Here is a 15,906-nt window from a genome sequence, read left to right as displayed (position 1 = left end):
CAAATAAGATGCCGGAGAGTCCCCTCATCCAAGGGACTCATACTGGCGGTCTGACCAGCAAACGGGATATCATGATTTCCCGTCTGTCGGCGATCACTTCTCGCCGAGTTTTCACCCCGCTTCACACTATTTGAAGGATCAACCATGAAAGGATGGAGTCCCCTGCTGGCCCTGCTGGGCTGTGCCTGTGTCCAGGCTGCCGATGTTCCACCCGGCACCCAGCTCGCCGCCGAACAGGCCGTTGTGCGTCATCTGAAAGACGAGCCGGCGAGCCTGAGCCCGCTCAAGCTGGTCGGCCTGCCCGAGTTGCAGGTACTGCGGGATCTCTACGAGGGGCTGCTGACCCAGGGACCGGACGGCAAGGTGCAGCCCGGGGTCGCCGCCAGCTGGGACAACCAGGGCAATCAGCGCTTCACCTTCCATCTGCGACCGGATGCCCGCTGGTCCAACGGCGATCCCGTGCAGGCCGCCGACTTCGTCTACGGCTGGCGCAAACTGGTCGATCCCAAAGAGGCCGCCACCTTTGCCTGGTTCGCCCAACTGGCCCGCTTCGACAAGGTGGATGAGATAGTGGCCGGCAAGCTGCCCCCCGCAAAGCTCGGAGTGAAGGCCCTCGATGAGCATACCCTGCAGGTGACCCTCTCCCAGCCAGTGCCCTACTTCCTGAGCCTGCTGACCCACCCCAGCCTGTCGCCACTGCATCGTGCCAGCATGGAGCAATACGGCAACCAGTGGACCCAGCCCGGCAAGCTGGTCGGCAACGGTGCCTTCGTGCTGAGTCACCGGGTGGTGAACGAGAAGCTGGAGCTGACCCCCAACCCCTACTACTGGGATCGCGCCCATACCGTGCTGACCAAGGTCACCTTCGTGCCCATCAACCAGGAGAGCGCGGCCACCAACCGCTACCTGGCCGGCGACCTGCACATCACCGAGTCCTTCCCCAAGGAGCAGTATCACAAACTGATGCAGCAGATCCCGGGCGAGGTCTATACCCCGGATCAGCTCGGCACCTACTACTACGCCTTCAATACCCAGCGCGCCCCCCTCAACGACGTGCGGGTGCGCAAGGCGCTCTCCTACACCATTGACCGGGGCCTCATCGCCAGCAAGATCCTGGGCACCGGAGAAAAACCGGCCTATCACTTCACCCCGGACGTGGTTGCCGGCTTCGAGCCCAAGGCCAACCTGCTCTCCAGCAGCAGTCAGCAGGAGCTGGACGACAAGGCCAGATCCCTGCTCAAGGAAGCGGGCTACGGCCCGGCCAACCCGCTCAAGCTGACCCTGCTCTACAACACGGCCGAGGTACACAAGAAAATGGCGCTGGCCATCGCCAACCTGTGGAAACAGAAGCTGGGAGCCCGGGTCGAGCTCACCAATCAGGAGTGGAAAACCTATCTCGACAGCCGCCAGAGCGGCCAGTTCGAGGTGATCCGCTCCTCCTGGGTAGCCGACTACAACGACCCGTCCGCCTTCCTCGGCCTGTGGGGCTCCCACCACAGCGGCAACATGGCCCGCTTCGCCAATGCCGACTACGATGCCCTGCTGGCCAAGGCAGCCAACAGCCAGGATCCCCGTGAACGGGCCCGCCTGTTCGATGAAGCCGAAACCATACTGCAGGACGAGGCGCCCATCGCCCCCATCTATCAGTACACCAACGCCCGGCTGATCAAGCCCTGGCTCAAGGGTTATCCCATCAACAACCCGGAAGACGTGGCCTACAGCCGCCAGCTCTACCTCGTCAAGCACTGACCCTGTGGGGGCCGGCCATGCCGGCTCCCTCTCTTCCCCTGTTCATGCTCAAGTTTTCGGCATAGAATGCCGCCCTTTCAGACAACCACTCCCCTCAGTCGCCGATGTTGTTATGCGCTATTTATTGATGATCGCCCTGCTGGCGGCCCTGCCCGCCCAGGCAGCCAGCGAGGCACAGTGCCGCCAGGCCTTCACCGAGTGGATGCTGGCCCAGCACAAGCAGTTCAGCGACCGCAAGGCCAGCAAGATGGAGCGGCGCAGCGCGGAGCGGGCCATCGATCAGGTGCGCAGCGAGTTCTCGAAGCGGGAGAGCTTCTGTCAGGCCATGGAGTGGGTGGAGCACAACCGGGATCAGGACCCCCGCTTCACCCCGCGGATCGGGGAGATCCACGACTTCACCCCGCCGGCCGACTCGCCGTCATAAAAAAGCCCCGAACCTGCGTTCGGGGCTTTTTCTGGGCATGACAGGTACCGATATCAGTCGACGTAGAAGGTCTGCTGGAAGGTCAGCGTCTGCTGCTGCCCCTCTCCCATGATCTTCAGGGTGAACTGGTAGGTATCCTCGTTGCGGTAGGGCAGCACCGCCAGATAGTAGATGGCATCCCCCTCCTTGACCTCCTGGAAGCTCAGGTTGCGGATGGTGCCGGTGAGGTTCTTGGCCTCGCCGCTGATCCCCACCGCCTGGGCGACCCCCTGCTTGTTCTGCACCGCGATGTTGACGATGCCGTTGTAGCGGCTGCGCTCCAGACCGTAGGCCTTGGCTACCTCGGGGGTGAGGAAGCTGGAGTTGAAGGCGCTGTAGTGCACCTGCCAGGGGCCCAGCTCCTTCATCTGTTCGGCCCGCAGGGGCAAGGTCAGCAGCAGTGCCAGCAGGCAGCTTATCCAGGCTGTTTTCATGGTGTCATCCTTCTCGTGTTAACCCTGATTGTCCAGCAGGGCACTGACCTCGGCGGGGATCTGCCTGGGCGCCTCGATGGCGACCGTCTTGTGCCGCCCCAGCTCCCCCCGCACGATGCGAACCTGCCCCTTGGCCACCTTGAACTGCTTGGCCAGATACTTGATCAAGTGGCTGTTGGCCTGCCCATCCACCGGCGGCGCCGTGATGGCCACTTTCAACTCTTCTCCATGCAATCCGACGATCTGATCCCGACTCGCCTTGGGCTGGATCATCAGATGCATTATCAGCTCATCCCCTTCCCGCAGGACGGCTGCCATCAAATCATCCACCACAGCTGGCCGAACAGATCACCCAACAGATAGTTTATGGCCTGCAGCCCGATAAAGGCGACCAACACGGAGAGATCCAGCCCGCCCAGTGCCGGCAGAATGCGGCGGATGGGGGCCAGGAAGGGCTCGGTCAGCTGGTGCATCACGTACTCGATGGGGTTGCGACCCTGACTGACCCAGCTCAGGATGGCGCGGATCAGCAGCACCCAGAAGATCATGGAGCCGGCCTTCTTCAGCACGGTGAGGCCGGCAAACAGGCTGAGGGTGAGCCAGTCGGCCAGCAGCACGTTCATGCTCTTGAGCAGCGCCAGCTTGGCGAAGGCGATGATGATGGCCAGCAGCACAGAGGCCATGTCCAGCCCGCCAAACCCGGGAATGACCCGGCGCAGCGGCACCACCAGCGGATTGGTCAGCTTGACCACCATCTGGCTCATGGGGTTGTAGAAGTCTGCGCGGGCCCACTGCAGCCAGACGCGCAACAGCACCACCATGAGATAGAGGTCAAAAATCGTGTTAATCAGAAAGTAAGCAGTGTTCATCTGGGCTCCAGGTTGAGACAGAGAGTAAGAGAAATCGGGTTCAGAACAGGGTTTCCATTTCGCCGGCCCGGGCAACGGCTGCCTGCATGGCGTGTGCCGTCAGCGGCATCAGTCCCTGCTGCTGGAAAGTCTTGATCGCCTCGGCGGTGGTGCCGCCCTTGCTGGTCACCTGCTCGCGCAAGGTCTGCAACGACAGCTCGGGATTCTGCTCGACCATGGCCGCCGCGCCAAGGGCGGTCTGCTGCACCAGCAGGCGGGCCTGCTCGGGGGAGAAGCCCATGGCCTCGGCCTCTTCGGCGATGGCCTGCATGAACAGGAAGAAGTAGGCAGGCGCACTGCCGGCCGCGGCGATGACGCCGTTGATGGCTGACTCCTGCTCCACCCACAGGGTTTTGCCCACCGCCTGCATCATCTGCTCGGCCAACGCCCGGTCGGCCTGCTCGATGCCGGGCGGGGCGTACAGTCCCGTCATCCCCAGCCCCAGCAGAGAGGGGGTGTTCGGCATGGTGCGGATGATCCGGTCGTGGCCGCCCGCCATCTCGGCCAGCCGCGCCACCTTGATGCCGGCGGCGATGGAGATGAGCAGCTTGCCCTCCAGCGTGCCCAGCTGTGCCACCAGCGCGCTCAGCATGGCCGCCATCAGCTGCGGCTTGACCGCCAGCACGATCACCTCCGCCGCCCGGGCCGCCTCGGCGTTGTCCTGGGTGATGCGGATGCCGTAGTCGTTGGCCAGCGCATCCAGCTTGGGCCGACTGGGGTTGGCGGCGATGATCCGGTCGGCCGGATAGCCCGACTGAACCAGACCGGCAATGATACTGCGGCTCATGTTGCCCGCCCCGATAAAGGCGAGGATTCTATGCTGCATCAAACGCTCCTGTTATCTGAAAAAAGCACTGCCCGATGCATCGCATCCCGGGCCTTGCTCATGAATAGTCGCGAGCACCGAAGATGGCGGTACCGACCCGCACCATGGTGCTGCCGTGGCCGATCGCCAGTTCGAGATCCTCGGTCATCCCCATCGAGAGGGTGTCGACGCCCGGGTATTGTTGCGCAAGCTCGGTGAACAGAGTCTGCATGCGCACCATCTGGGCGGCCAGCACCGCCTCGTCGCTGGTGTGCTCCGGAATCGCCATCAGGCCGCGCAGCCGCAGCCGTTCACAGCGGGAGACCAGTTCAGCCAGGCGGAAAATCTCTTGCTCCGACGTTCCGGATTTGCTGCTCTCTCCGCTAATATTGATTTGCAGACAGACATTTAGCGGCGCGAGCCCGCTCGGGCGCTGGTTGTTCAGGCGTTCGATCAGCTTCTCTCTGTCCACGCTCTGCACCCAGTCGAAGCGCTCGGCCACCAGCCTGGATTTGTTCGATTGCAGCGGGCCGATAAAGTGCCACTCTATGTCTGCACAGACCCCTTGCTCACGCAGGGTATCTATCTTGGTCGCCGCTTCCTGGGCGTAGGATTCGCCGAAGCGGCGCTGACCGGCGGCATAGGCCTCGCAAACGGCCTCCAGCGGTTTGGTCTTGCTGACCGCCAGCAACTGGATGTGATCGCGGCTTCGGCCCGCGCGACTGGCGGCTTGTACAATACGTTCCTTGACCTGAAGCAGGTGCTCGGCAATCTGGTTCATGTTTCGTTAGTGATCTTGTGATGGGAGAATGACAAATCTATGGATATCACAGAGTTATTGGCTTTCAGTGTAAAACATAAAGCCTCGGATCTACACCTCTCGGCCGGGGTTCCCCCGATGATCAGGGTTGATGGCGAGGTTCGCAAGATCAATTTGCCCGCCCTGGAACACCGGGAAGTGCACGCCCTCATCTACGACATCATGAACGACCACCAGCGCAAGGAACTGGAAGAGAACTTCGAGGTGGACTTCTCGTTCGAGGTGCCGAACCTGGCTCGCTTCCGGGTCAACGCCTTCCAGCAGGCGCGCGGCTCCGGTGCGGTATTTCGGACCATCCCCAGCACTGTGCTGAGCCTCGAAGATCTGGACGCGCCGGAGATCTTTCGCAAGATTGCCGAATACCCGCGCGGCCTGGTGCTGGTGACCGGCCCGACCGGCTCGGGTAAATCCACCACCCTGGCGGCCATGGTCAACTACATCAACGAGAACTTTCATCACCACATCCTCACCATCGAGGACCCCATCGAATTCGTGCACGAGAACAAGCGCTGTCTGGTGAACCAGCGGGAAGTGCACCGCGATACCAAGAGCTTCAGCAACGCCCTGCGCTCGGCGCTGCGGGAAGACCCGGACATCATCCTGGTGGGCGAGATGCGCGATCTGGAAACCATTCGTCTGGCCATGACCGCGGCCGAGACCGGTCACCTGGTGTTCGGCACCCTGCACACCTCGTCGGCGGCCAAGACCATCGACCGGATCATCGACGTCTTCCCCGGGGCGGAAAAAGACATGGTGCGCTCCATGCTCTCCGAGTCGCTGCGGGCGGTCATCTCCCAGACCCTGCTCAAGCGCATCGGCGGCGGCCGGGTGGCGGCCCACGAGATCATGATGGGGATTCCCGCCGTGCGTAACCTCATCCGGGAAGACAAGATCGCCCAGCTCTATTCGGTGATCCAGACCGGGATGACCCACGGCATGCAGACCATGGATCAGAGCCTCAAACAGCTGGTAAGCCGTGGCGTAGTGGCGGCGCTGGATGCCAAGGCCAAGGCGGTCGATCCCAACACCATCTAACCACGACGAATCTAGGGAAGGAGTCGTTATGAATCTGGATGCCCTGCTGACCGAGCTGGTCGCCCGTAAAGGCTCGGATCTGTTCATCACGGTCGGCACGCCGCCGACCCTCAAGGTCAACGGCCATCTGCAGTCGCTGGCAGAAGCCCCCCTCGACAAGGCAAGGGCGCTGGCGCTGGTCAAGGAGACCCTGAGCCAGGAGCACTTCGAGCGCTATCTGCACACCAAGGAGGCCAACTACGCCATCCACCGCGAGGAGCTTGGCCGCTTTCGGGTCAGCGCCTTCTGGCAGCAGGAGCTGCCGGGCATGGTGCTGCGCCGCATCGAAACCCGCATCCCCACCTTCGACGAGCTGGCGCTGCCCCCCATCCTGCAGGAGATCGCCCTGGCCAAGCGCGGACTGGTGCTGTTCGTCGGTGCCACCGGCGCCGGCAAGTCCACCACCCAGGCGGCCATGATCGGCTATCGCAACCAGCATGTGGACGGCCACATCCTGACGGTGGAAGATCCGGTGGAGTTCGTGCATCAGCACGGCCGCAGCCTGATCACCCAGCGCGAGGTGGGCATAGACACAGCATCGTTCGACGTGGCGCTGAAAAGTTCGCTGCGTCAGGCCCCTGACGTGATCCTGATCGGCGAAATCCGCAGCCAGGAGACCATGGAGTTTGCCCTGCAGTTTGCCGAGACCGGCCACCTCTGTCTCGCCACCCTGCACGCCAACAATGCCAATCAGGCGCTGGACCGCATCCTGCACCTGGTCCCTCAGGAGAAACATCGCCAGTTCTTGTTCGATCTCTCCTTCAACCTGCGTGCCATCGTGGCCCAGCAACTGCTGCCCAGCCTGGACGGACGCCGCCGCTGTGCGGCCTTCGAGGTGCTGCTCAACACCCCGCTCATCACCGATATCGTCCGCAAGGGGGAGATACACCGGCTCAAGGAGGTGATGACCAAGTCCACCGAGCTCGGCATGCAGACCTTCGATCAGGCGTTGTTCGCCCTGTTCTGTGCCGGCCAAATTGGCTACAGTGAGGCCCTTGCCCATGCCGACTCGGCCAACGACCTGCGACTGCTGATTAAGCTGTCGGGGCGCGAGCAGCTGGGTGCAGGCACTCTCGACAACGTCACCCTGGATGAATGAGGGGCGTGCGTCACCGCTATAAAGGATCGTTATGCTGATTGTGGTTTCCCCGGCCAAGACGCTGGACTACGAGTCGCCGCTGGTGACTTCCCGTTTCACCCAACCCGAGCTGCTGGACCACTCCGCCGAGCTGATCGGCCGGGCCCGCCAGCTGAGCCCGGACCAGATCGCCAGCCTGATGAAGATCAGCGACAAGCTGGCCTGCCTCAACGCCGCCCGCTTTGCCGACTGGCAACCCGACTTCAGCCCGGCCAACGCCCGCCAGGCGCTGCTGGCCTTCAAGGGGGATGTCTACACGGGGCTGGCGGTGGAGGATTTCAGCGAGGCTGATCTCGACTTCGCCCAGGCACACCTGCGCATGCTCTCCGGCCTCTACGGGGTGCTGCGTCCGCTCGATCTGATGATGCCCTACCGGCTGGAGATGGGGATCCGCCTCGACAACGCGCGTGGCAAGGATCTCTACCAGTTCTGGGGCGACATCATCACCGCCCACCTGAACAAGGCGCTGGCCGCCCAAGGCGACGAGGTGTTGATCAACCTGGCTTCCGACGAGTACTTCAAGTCGGTACGTCCCAAGGCCCTGCAGGGGCGCATCATCACGCCGGTGTTCAAGGACGAGAAGAACGGCCAGTTCAAGATCATCAGCTTCTACGCCAAGAAGGCGCGCGGCATGATGGCCCGTCACATCATCAAGCACCGGCTCACCAAGGTGGAGCAGCTGACCGGGTTCAACACCGATGGCTACTACTTCGTACCGGAAGAGTCCGACGCCAATACCCTGATGTTCAAACGCGCTGAAAATTAATTACAACCCGAGGGAACCAAATTCAGGATCCCCAAGTCTGAATAGGTGAATCCTCTGTTGTAAGCACTTTTTATTGGCCGACGTTTATACGTCGGCTTTTTTCTTTTCTGGCCCCATCGAGTGGGCAGCAGATAGCACAACGGCCATCCGGGGATGGCCGTTGTGGCGGGCAGGCTTACTTCTTTTTCTTCTTGGCCGACTTCTTCTTGTCGTCCTTCGGCTTTTTCTTCTTCACCGGTACCCGCGCTTCCTTGTGCTTGGGGCGCAGTTCGTCGATCACCCGGCGCTTGAGACGCTCTTCGGTGTAGCGCTCGATCTTGGCGACCATCGCCATATCGTGGGCTTCCACCAGGCTGATGGCGCAACCACGGTTGCCGGCACGGCCGGTGCGGCCGATCCGGTGGACGTAAACATCGGCGCCGTAGGGCATGTCGTAGTTGATGACATGGCTGACGTTGGGCAGGTCGATGCCGCGGGCGGCCACGTCGGTGGCGATGAGGAAGGGCACTTCCCCTTCATGGAACTTGCGGATCGACTCGATGCGCTTGCTCTGCTCCATCTCGCCACGGATCCAGGCGCAGGAGACGCCAGCCGCCTGCAGCTGACCGGACAGCTCCGCCAGCCGCTCACGGGTCTTGACGAAGATGATGGCTTTCTGGGTCTCGGGATCTTTCAGGATGTGTACCAGCAGGGCCAGCTTGTGAGTGGCATCGTCGGCCAGGTGCACCCACTGGGTGATGGGGCGACGTTCGCTGCGGGGCGGCTCGGCGTGCAGCTCCACCGGCTCCTTCAGGATATCATTGGCGAACTTCTCAAGGCCGGCCCCTTCCAGGGTGGCGGAGAACAGCATGGTGTGCTTGCGGTAGCGCGCCTCTTCCACGATGCGGTTCACGTCTTTGATGAAGCCCATGTCCAGCATGCGGTCCGCTTCGTCCAGCACCAGTACCTCGATGTCGTGGCTCTCGAACTCCTCTTTCTCGATGTACTCGAGCAGACGGCCCGGGGTGGCCACCACGATGTCGGTGGTTTTGGTCAGGGCCGGCAGTTGCTCTTCATGGCTGACGCCGCCGATGATGGTCTCGATGCTGAGGTTGGTGTGAGCCGCCAGCGCCTTGGCGTGAGCGGTGACCTGCAGCGCCAGCTCGCGGGTCGGGGTCAGCACCAGCATGCGGCACGGGCCCGGCTTGCGGCGCGGGAAGTCCAGCAGGTGCTGCAGGGCGGGCAGCAGGAAGGCGGCGGTCTTGCCGGTACCGGTCGGGGCGGATGCCAGAATATCGCGGCCGTCCAGGGCTGGCTCCAGCACCATCTGCTGAATGGTGGTGGGGCGGGTGAAACCCATCTCGGCCAAGGCCCGGTTGAGGGCTGGATTCAGGTCGAAATCATCAAAGGACTGGCTCATGGCAATACTCGGTCATTAAGGAAACGGCAGATTATAGGCGATTATGTCGTCGGCTCCTATGGCGACTGTGGCTTAGTCGCTATAATCGCCGACCATTTTCTGCGGCGCTGGCACAGGACGGGAGTCGGATGGGACGAAACAGCGGTTTTACCTTCAAGCAATTTCACGTCGCGCACGATCGCTGCGCCATGAAAGTCGGCACCGATGGCATCCTGCTCGGCGCCTGGGCACCTGTCACCAACGCCCGCCGGATCCTCGACATTGGCAGCGGCAGCGGCCTCATCGCCCTGATGCTGGCCCAGCGCAGCCCTGCCGACTGCCGCATCGATGCGGTAGAGCTGGATAGCAATGCAGCCCGGCAGGCTCGCGAGAATGCGGCAGCCTCCCCCTGGCATGAGCGAGTCACCGTCATCGAGAGTGCCATTCAAACCTATCAGGCCGCCCCTTACGATCTCATCGTCTCCAACCCGCCCTACTTCGTGGCGGGCCAGTCATTTCGCGATCCGGCCAGGGCATTGGCACGTCATACCGGCGGCCTCGACAGCCGGGATCTGCTGGCCGCCTGTGACCGGCTATTGGCCCCCAGCGGCGAGGTTGCGCTGGTCGTGCCAACGGCCATGGCCGATGAAATTTTATGCATCTCGGCGGATTATGATCTGCACGCCGTTTGTTATACAGCTGTTATCACCAGAGCGGGAAAAGAGGCAAATCGTGTTTTATTGCGACTTGGCAGAGGATTAAACAAGTGTGAGCAGGGTGAAATTGTGATCCATTCTGCTGATGGAACCTATTCCGACAGATACATCCAACTAACCAACCCCTTCTATTTGAAGATGTAAATTTCGTCTTGAACTATTTTTTCACGCCATTATGCTGGCTCCTAAACGAGCGCCCGCTCAAGACCAGCTCAAACCACTGGTTGCGATGAAAAAACAAGCGGGGCTCCTTTTTTTTACCCCTGAACAATATCGGTCACTGACCAATAAAAAACTATAACAAGCAATAGTTTACAAGACAGACGAGGTTGAACTTGACGAAATCACTCACATTGTCCGACGTGCTCGGATTGGGCTTCATGACCTTCGCCTTCTATCTGGGCGCCGGCAACATCATCTTCCCGCCGCTGGCCGGTTACATGGCAGGTGAGCACCTCTCTCTCGCCATGCTGGGTTTCCTGGTCACTGCCGTCGGCCTGCCCCTCATCACCATCATTGCCGTCGCCAAGGCAGGCAATGGCTGGGCCGGCATGACCAAGCTGCTGCCGGCCGGCGTCGCCACTGCACTGGCCGTCGCCATCTACATCATCATCGGTCCGGCCTTCGCCGCCCCCCGTACCGGGCTGGTGGCCTACGAAATGGGCCTCAAGCCTTTCATCGGTGACATGGGTCAGGCCGGTCTGGCGGCCTACACTGTGCTGTTCTTCGGCGTGGCCATCCTGGTCTCCATGAATCAGGGCAAGCTGATGGATGCCATCGGCAAATACCTGACCCCGGTGCTGATGCTGTTGCTGCTGACCCTGGCCATCGGCGTGTTCGTCGCCCCGCAAGGCGACATGCCGGCCTCTTCCGGTGACTATCAGAACGGCCCCTTCGTGAAAGGGATCCTGGAAGGCTACAACACCATGGACACCCTGGCGTCCCTGATGTTCGGTGCTCTGATCGTCGACCTGCTGCGTCAGAAAGGCATTCATGACTACCAGAGCCAGTTCAAGTACCTGGCCATTGCCGGCATCATCTCTGCCATCGGTCTGTCCGTGGTCTACGTCTCCCTGTTCCAGCTGGGCAACACCGCAGCCGGTGTCGCCACCGACATCAGCAACGGCGGCGCCATCGTCAACGCCTACGTGTTGAGCCTGTTCGGTCAGCCGGGTCAGTTCATCCTGGCCGCCATCATCACCCTGGCCTGTTTCACCACCGCCGTGGGCCTGATCTCCGCCTGCTCCGACTTCTTCCACAACCTCACCGGCATGAGCTACAAGAAGCTGGTGGTGTTGCTGGGGGTCATCTGCGCCGTGGTCGCCAACGTGGGCCTGAGCCAGCTCATCAGCCTCTCCATCCCGGTGCTGGTCGCCATCTACCCGGTTGCTGTGGCACTGGTGCTGGTCACCTTCCTGAAAGGTTACTTCGGTCGTCCGCGCCTGGTGTTCCGCGCCGTGCTGATGGTCGCCTTCCTGTTTGGCTGCCTGGACGGTCTGGGCGCCGCCGGCATGAAGATGGATGCATTTGCCTTCCTGCCGCTGTTCGACAAGGGCCTGGCCTGGCTGCTGCCGACGCTGTTGGCCTGTGGCCTCGGCATGGCGGTACGCTCCGGCGAGAAACTGGCTGCCGAAGCCGCCTGATTTCACTCCCGTCCGTATTAAAGAGCCTGCCTTGCGCAGGCTCTTTTGTTTGTCTGTCCACAGCCTTTTACCACCCGTTACCCCTTTCCTGCGGCCAGCCCCCTGCCGCCATGTCGACCTCCTTCACTGCTACCAACCGCTGGCTAATCGGTGATTTATTCTGGCCAATTAAATTGTTTCAAGATATTAATGTGTGATTGAGATCAAATTTCTCTTCTTTATGCTCAGAAGAGTGCTCCTTCGCCGATGTGCTCATCGTGGAGGAGAGGGAAGCATTGTTATCCGGTTATCTGCCAGGCAGTGGGTGCAATCAACAAGAACAAGCTGATAAGGCAGATGAGGTCAGGTTTGACGAAATCACTGAAGTTGTCCGACGTATTCGGACTGGGTTTTATGACGTTTGCTTTCTATCTCGGGGCAGGCAACATCATTTTTCCACCGCTCGCCGGCTTTATGGCCGGTGAACATTTGATGCCAGCCATGGTCGGCTTTCTGCTGACGGCAGTGGGTCTCCCTCTGCTGACACTGGTCGCCGTTGCCAGAGGCAGCGCCGGACAAGGCAGCAACGGCTGGACGGCGATGACCCGCTATCTGCCGACGTGGGCAGCCACGGCGCTGGCCATCGCCATCTACATCATCATGGGGCCAGCCTTTGCCACCCCCCGCACCGGGCTGGTGGCTTATGAAATGGGACTCAAACCCTGGCTCGGCGAAGCCGGCCAACACGGACTGCTGCTCTACAGCCTGCTCTTCTTCGCGCTGGTGATCCTGGTATCGCTGGATCGGGGCAGGCTGCTCGATGCGGTGGGCAAATACATGACACCTGTCTTGATGGTGATGTTGCTGATCCTGGCGGTCGGGGTCTTGGTTGACCCGCAAGGCACCCTGCCAGAGGCCAGCGGCGACTACACGGATACGCCGCTCATCAAGGGGATGCTGGAGGGGTACAACACCATGGATACCCTCGGCTCGCTGATGTTCGGTGCTCTCATCATCGGTCTGCTGCAACGCAGGGGCATCGAGGACTACCCAAGCCAGTTCAAGTACCTGACCATCGCGGGCCTCATCTCGGCGGTTGGCCTCTCGGCGGTCTACATCTCCCTGTTCTACCTGGGCAACAGCGCGGCGGGCGTGGTAACCAACGTCGACAATGGCGGCGCCATCGTCAACGCCTATGTATTGAGCCTGTTCGGCCACTACGGCCAGTTGATCCTGGCCGCCATCATCACCCTGGCCTGCTTCACCAGCGCGGTCGGCCTGCTCTGCGCCAGCGCCGACTACTTCCACGGTCTGGCCGGCTGGACATACCGCAAGTGGGTACTGCTGATGGGGTGTGTCTCCATCCTGGTGGCCAACGTCGGGCTGAGCCAGCTAATCAGCCTCTCCATCCCGGTGCTGGTCGCCATCTACCCGGTCGCCATCGCACTGGTGCTGGTGACCTTTGTACAGGGCTATTTTGGCCGGCCACGGCTGGCGTTTCGCGCCGTGCTGCTGGTGGCGTTTCTGTTCGGCTGTCTGGACGGGCTGGGAGCGGCCGGCATGCAGATGGATGCGTTCGCCTTCCTGCCGCTGTTCGACAAGGGGCTGGCCTGGCTGCTGCCCACCCTGCTGACCTGCGGCTTCGGCATGCTGCTGCGCCCCCGCGAAGATCTGGCCGCCGAAGCGGCCTGATCAACCGGGCGACCAACGACAAGAGGCCAGCATCAGCTGGCCTCTTGCATTGCATCCGTCATCCTGGCTGCTACAGCAGCGGGTCTACCTGCTTGGGTCTGCCTGCCAGGCCATACCAATGGGCCTCCACCCGCCCGGCATGCCACTCAAAGGTGCCCCAGGGCTGATCTGCCTGCCAGCGCGGAAAGTTCACCACCACCCGGTTGTCTTCGTACTTGTAGAGTGAGGTGGTGATCTGGAGATCAGACAAGATGAGTAGCAGGGCCCAACCGATGAAGAACCATTTCAGCGCTTTCCACATAGGGTTACTCGAAACAAATCTCGATGGTGGCACGACCGTAATCTGATTCGAACGGCATCATGATCTTGGTGCCGTCGGCACGATGAGTGATGGTGTGGTTGGGGCCGGAGACGATGATGGGGGTCGCCATGTCGAACTCATACCCCTTCTCCCCCAGCATGCGCTTGGCGCCGCCGGTCACCATGTTGGTGATCTCGCCCACCATGTCGGTCACTTCTTCATTGATGGTAGCCGGTGCCTCGCCCAGCATCCGGCGCATGATCTCCAGCGCCAACCCCTTCTCGAAGCTGATAGAGAGCGAGCCACGGGTCTGCGGGCCTACCATGCCGATGAGGCCAGAGACATCGCCGCGCGCCAGCTCGTCCATCTTGCGTTTGGGTTTGCCCGGCTTGAGCTCGAGCTGTGCCATGGTGGAGAGCACATTGAGCAGGGAGAGCAGGAACGGGTTTACAAAATCAGCCTTCATGTTGACTTCCTACGGTGGGCGTACAGCGAGCACATTGGCCATGTGCCTCTATTGTCTTATTGGTAATAGTAAAGCCATGCAAGTGGGCTTGCTCGGAAAACGCGCCATCGATCGCCGAGTCATGCAACTCGACCACCTCGCCACACCGATCGCAGATGAGCAGTTGCATCGGGTGAGCATGATCGAAGTGACAGCAGAAAATGAAGGCGTTGAGCGACTCCACCTTGTGGGCAAAGCCCTGTTCGAGCAGAAAATCCAATGCCCGATAAACGGTCGGCGGCTTGGCATGGGCCTCGGTCTGCTGCAACTGGGCCAACAGATCATAGGCGCTGATGGCATTGCCGTGGGCAGCCAGCAGCCTGAATACCTGACGCCGGGTAGGGGTGAAGCGGATCCCGCGTTGTTCGCAGAGTCGTTCGGCTCGTTGTAAAAGTTGGTCTTGATTCATGATCACGCAATTACCCTTTTTATTAGCCGGATACTATCACAGGGCCCCCTTTGACGCGGTGACAAAATTCATTTTCTGGGGCTGCCTCACGTTGTGGTAAAATCCGCCCCCTTTGTTTAGCCAACCCGGATGATTTTTATGCAGGCGCAGCGTTTTTCCATCGCCCCCATGCTGGACTGGACCGATCGGCATTGCCGTTATTTCCATCGTCTGATGACTCGCCAGACCTTGCTTTATACCGAGATGGTGACCACCGGCGCCATCATCCACGGCAAGGGAGATTATCTGGGTTACAGCGAGCAGGAGCACCCCATCTCCCTGCAGCTAGGAGGCAGCAATCCGGCCGATCTTGCGCGCTGCGCCAAACTGGCCGAGGAGCGCGGCTATGACGAGGTGAACATCAACGTCGGCTGTCCCTCTGATCGGGTGCAAAACGGCCGCTTTGGTGCCTGCCTGATGGGCGAGCCAGCCTTGGTGGCTGACTGCGTCAAGGCGATGCGCGATGTGGTCGATATCCCGGTGACGGTGAAGACCCGCATCGGTATCGACGATCAGGATTCCTACGAATTTCTGCAGGCCTTTATCGAACAGGTACGCGATGCCGGTTGCGACACCTTCATCGTCCATGCCCGCAAGGCGTGGCTGAGTGGCCTGAGCCCCAAGGAAAACCGCGAGATCCCGCCGCTAGATTATCCCCGCGTCTATCGGGTCAAACAGGATTACCCGGATCTCACCATCGCCATCAACGGCGGCGTCACCTCCATGGAGCAGACTCTCGAACACCTGCAGCACCTGGATGGTGTCATGATGGGGCGCGAAGCCTATCAGAATCCCTACCTTCTGGCGCAGGTGGACAACATGGTGTTCGACCAGAACCACGCCGTGCCGAGCCGCCACGAGGTGGTGCGGATGATGCTGCCCTATATCGAGCAGGAGCTGGCCAAGGGCAACTATCTCTCCCACATGACCCGCCACATGCTGGGGCTGTTCCAGAACATGCAGGGAGCCCGCGCCTGGCGCCGCCATCTGAGTGAAAACGCCTGCAAACCGGGAGCTGATATCCAGGTAGTGCTGGATGCCATGGCCAAGGTACCGGAATTCGCCACCACGGAGGCGGCGGAGTAAC

Annotated in this window: 18 protein-coding genes; 9 read left to right on the top strand and 9 right to left on the bottom strand. The window is 61.1% G+C overall.

The features are described 5' to 3' along the window. Positions 1 to 144: 144 nt before the first annotated feature. Positions 145 to 1,749, top strand: a complete 1,605-nt coding sequence (locus tag OKC44_RS15425) for a peptide ABC transporter substrate-binding protein (RefSeq protein ID WP_270813891.1) — start codon at positions 145 to 147, stop codon at positions 1,747 to 1,749. Positions 1,750 to 1,861: 112 nt separating this feature from the next. Continuing rightward, on the top strand, positions 1,862 to 2,173 hold the full coding sequence (locus OKC44_RS15420) for a hypothetical protein (protein ID WP_016351968.1): 312 nt from the start codon (positions 1,862 to 1,864) through the stop codon (positions 2,171 to 2,173). Between the two features lie 53 nt (positions 2,174 to 2,226). On the opposite strand, the gene OKC44_RS15415 is transcribed toward OKC44_RS15420, so the two are convergent. From OKC44_RS15415 to OKC44_RS15395, 5 genes are read right to left on the bottom strand one after another with little or no spacing between them, the layout of a single operon-like run. Then, positions 2,227 to 2,646, bottom strand: a complete 420-nt coding sequence (locus OKC44_RS15415) for a DUF4426 domain-containing protein (RefSeq protein ID WP_011707384.1) — start codon at positions 2,644 to 2,646, stop codon at positions 2,227 to 2,229. An 18-nt stretch (positions 2,647 to 2,664) separates the two neighbouring features. Further along, positions 2,665 to 2,964, bottom strand: a complete 300-nt coding sequence (gene yggU / locus OKC44_RS15410; RefSeq protein WP_011707385.1) for a DUF167 family protein YggU — start codon at positions 2,962 to 2,964, stop codon at positions 2,665 to 2,667. Continuing rightward, the gene (locus OKC44_RS15405; RefSeq protein ID WP_016351969.1) at positions 2,964 to 3,515 is read right to left on the bottom strand and encodes a YggT family protein; all 552 of its coding nucleotides are present in this window, start codon (positions 3,513 to 3,515) and stop codon (positions 2,964 to 2,966) included. The genes yggU and OKC44_RS15405 overlap by 1 nt, the downstream gene beginning before the upstream one ends. Before the next feature lie 40 nt (positions 3,516 to 3,555). Beyond that, positions 3,556 to 4,380: a pyrroline-5-carboxylate reductase gene (gene proC, locus OKC44_RS15400; protein ID WP_270813889.1), complete on the bottom strand. Its 825-nt coding sequence runs from the start codon at positions 4,378 to 4,380 to the stop codon at positions 3,556 to 3,558. Positions 4,381 to 4,438: 58 nt separating this feature from the next. Further along, complete coding sequence (locus tag OKC44_RS15395) at positions 4,439 to 5,140, bottom strand: YggS family pyridoxal phosphate-dependent enzyme (RefSeq protein ID WP_270813885.1); 702 nt, start codon at positions 5,138 to 5,140, stop codon at positions 4,439 to 4,441. Positions 5,141 to 5,179: 39 nt separating this feature from the next. Between OKC44_RS15395 and tapT the strand changes: the two genes are divergently transcribed. From tapT to yaaA, 3 genes are read left to right on the top strand one after another with little or no spacing between them, the layout of a single operon-like run. Further along, positions 5,180 to 6,214, top strand: a complete 1,035-nt coding sequence (gene tapT, locus OKC44_RS15390) for a type IVa pilus ATPase TapT (protein ID WP_011707389.1) — start codon at positions 5,180 to 5,182, stop codon at positions 6,212 to 6,214. A 28-nt stretch (positions 6,215 to 6,242) separates the two neighbouring features. Then, positions 6,243 to 7,352 (top strand): type IVa pilus ATPase TapU, encoded by a 1,110-nt coding sequence (gene tapU / locus OKC44_RS15385; protein ID WP_270813842.1) that lies wholly within the window; start codon positions 6,243 to 6,245, stop codon positions 7,350 to 7,352. A gap of 31 nt (positions 7,353 to 7,383) precedes the next feature. Beyond that, entirely contained in the window at positions 7,384 to 8,157 is a 774-nt protein-coding gene (yaaA, locus tag OKC44_RS15380) for a peroxide stress protein YaaA (protein ID WP_270813839.1), read from the top strand. Between the two features lie 175 nt (positions 8,158 to 8,332). Here the strand turns inward: yaaA and srmB are convergent, their stop codons facing one another. Beyond that, complete coding sequence (gene srmB, locus OKC44_RS15375) at positions 8,333 to 9,556, bottom strand: ATP-dependent RNA helicase SrmB (protein WP_270813837.1); 1,224 nt, start codon at positions 9,554 to 9,556, stop codon at positions 8,333 to 8,335. A gap of 128 nt (positions 9,557 to 9,684) precedes the next feature. Between srmB and OKC44_RS15370 the strand changes: the two genes are divergently transcribed. The 3 genes from OKC44_RS15370 (at position 9,685) to brnQ (OKC44_RS15360) (ending at position 13,565) form a co-directional block, all read left to right on the top strand. After that, a complete protein-coding gene (locus OKC44_RS15370) occupies positions 9,685 to 10,395 on the top strand; it encodes a tRNA1(Val) (adenine(37)-N6)-methyltransferase (RefSeq protein WP_270813834.1) in 711 nt (236 codons plus the stop codon). A gap of 191 nt (positions 10,396 to 10,586) precedes the next feature. Continuing rightward, entirely contained in the window at positions 10,587 to 11,894 is a 1,308-nt protein-coding gene (gene brnQ / locus OKC44_RS15365) for a branched-chain amino acid transport system II carrier protein (RefSeq protein WP_011707394.1), read from the top strand. A gap of 393 nt (positions 11,895 to 12,287) precedes the next feature. Beyond that, positions 12,288 to 13,565, top strand: coding sequence for a branched-chain amino acid transport system II carrier protein (gene brnQ, locus OKC44_RS15360; protein WP_270813830.1), 1,278 nt, complete (start codon positions 12,288 to 12,290; stop codon positions 13,563 to 13,565). 70 nt (positions 13,566 to 13,635) lie between these two features. Here the strand turns inward: brnQ (OKC44_RS15360) and OKC44_RS15355 are convergent, their stop codons facing one another. Genes OKC44_RS15355 through zur form a run of 3 tightly spaced genes read right to left on the bottom strand, consistent with a single transcriptional unit; the run spans position 13,636 to position 14,780 of the window. Beyond that, positions 13,636 to 13,866 carry a hypothetical protein gene (locus OKC44_RS15355; protein WP_029304812.1) on the bottom strand — a complete coding sequence of 77 codons (231 nt, stop codon included), beginning with the start codon at positions 13,864 to 13,866 and terminating at the stop codon, positions 13,636 to 13,638. A gap of 4 nt (positions 13,867 to 13,870) precedes the next feature. Then, positions 13,871 to 14,332 (bottom strand): chemotaxis protein CheX, encoded by a 462-nt coding sequence (locus OKC44_RS15350; protein ID WP_016351979.1) that lies wholly within the window; start codon positions 14,330 to 14,332, stop codon positions 13,871 to 13,873. Next, a complete protein-coding gene (gene zur, locus OKC44_RS15345; RefSeq protein WP_011707398.1) occupies positions 14,322 to 14,780 on the bottom strand; it encodes a zinc uptake transcriptional repressor Zur in 459 nt (152 codons plus the stop codon). The genes OKC44_RS15350 and zur overlap by 11 nt, the downstream gene beginning before the upstream one ends. 138 nt (positions 14,781 to 14,918) lie before the next feature. Here zur and dusA point away from each other — a divergent pair, with 138 nt between their 5' ends. Beyond that, positions 14,919 to 15,905: a tRNA dihydrouridine(20/20a) synthase DusA gene (gene dusA / locus OKC44_RS15340; RefSeq protein ID WP_270813827.1), complete on the top strand. Its 987-nt coding sequence runs from the start codon at positions 14,919 to 14,921 to the stop codon at positions 15,903 to 15,905. The last annotated feature ends 1 nt before the right edge of the window (position 15,906 follow it).

The organism is Aeromonas sp. S41-2, from assembly GCF_027705845.1.
Classification (GTDB): Bacteria; Pseudomonadota; Gammaproteobacteria; order Enterobacterales; family Aeromonadaceae; genus Aeromonas; species Aeromonas hydrophila.
This window is presented reverse-complemented; position numbering and strand designations above follow the sequence as displayed.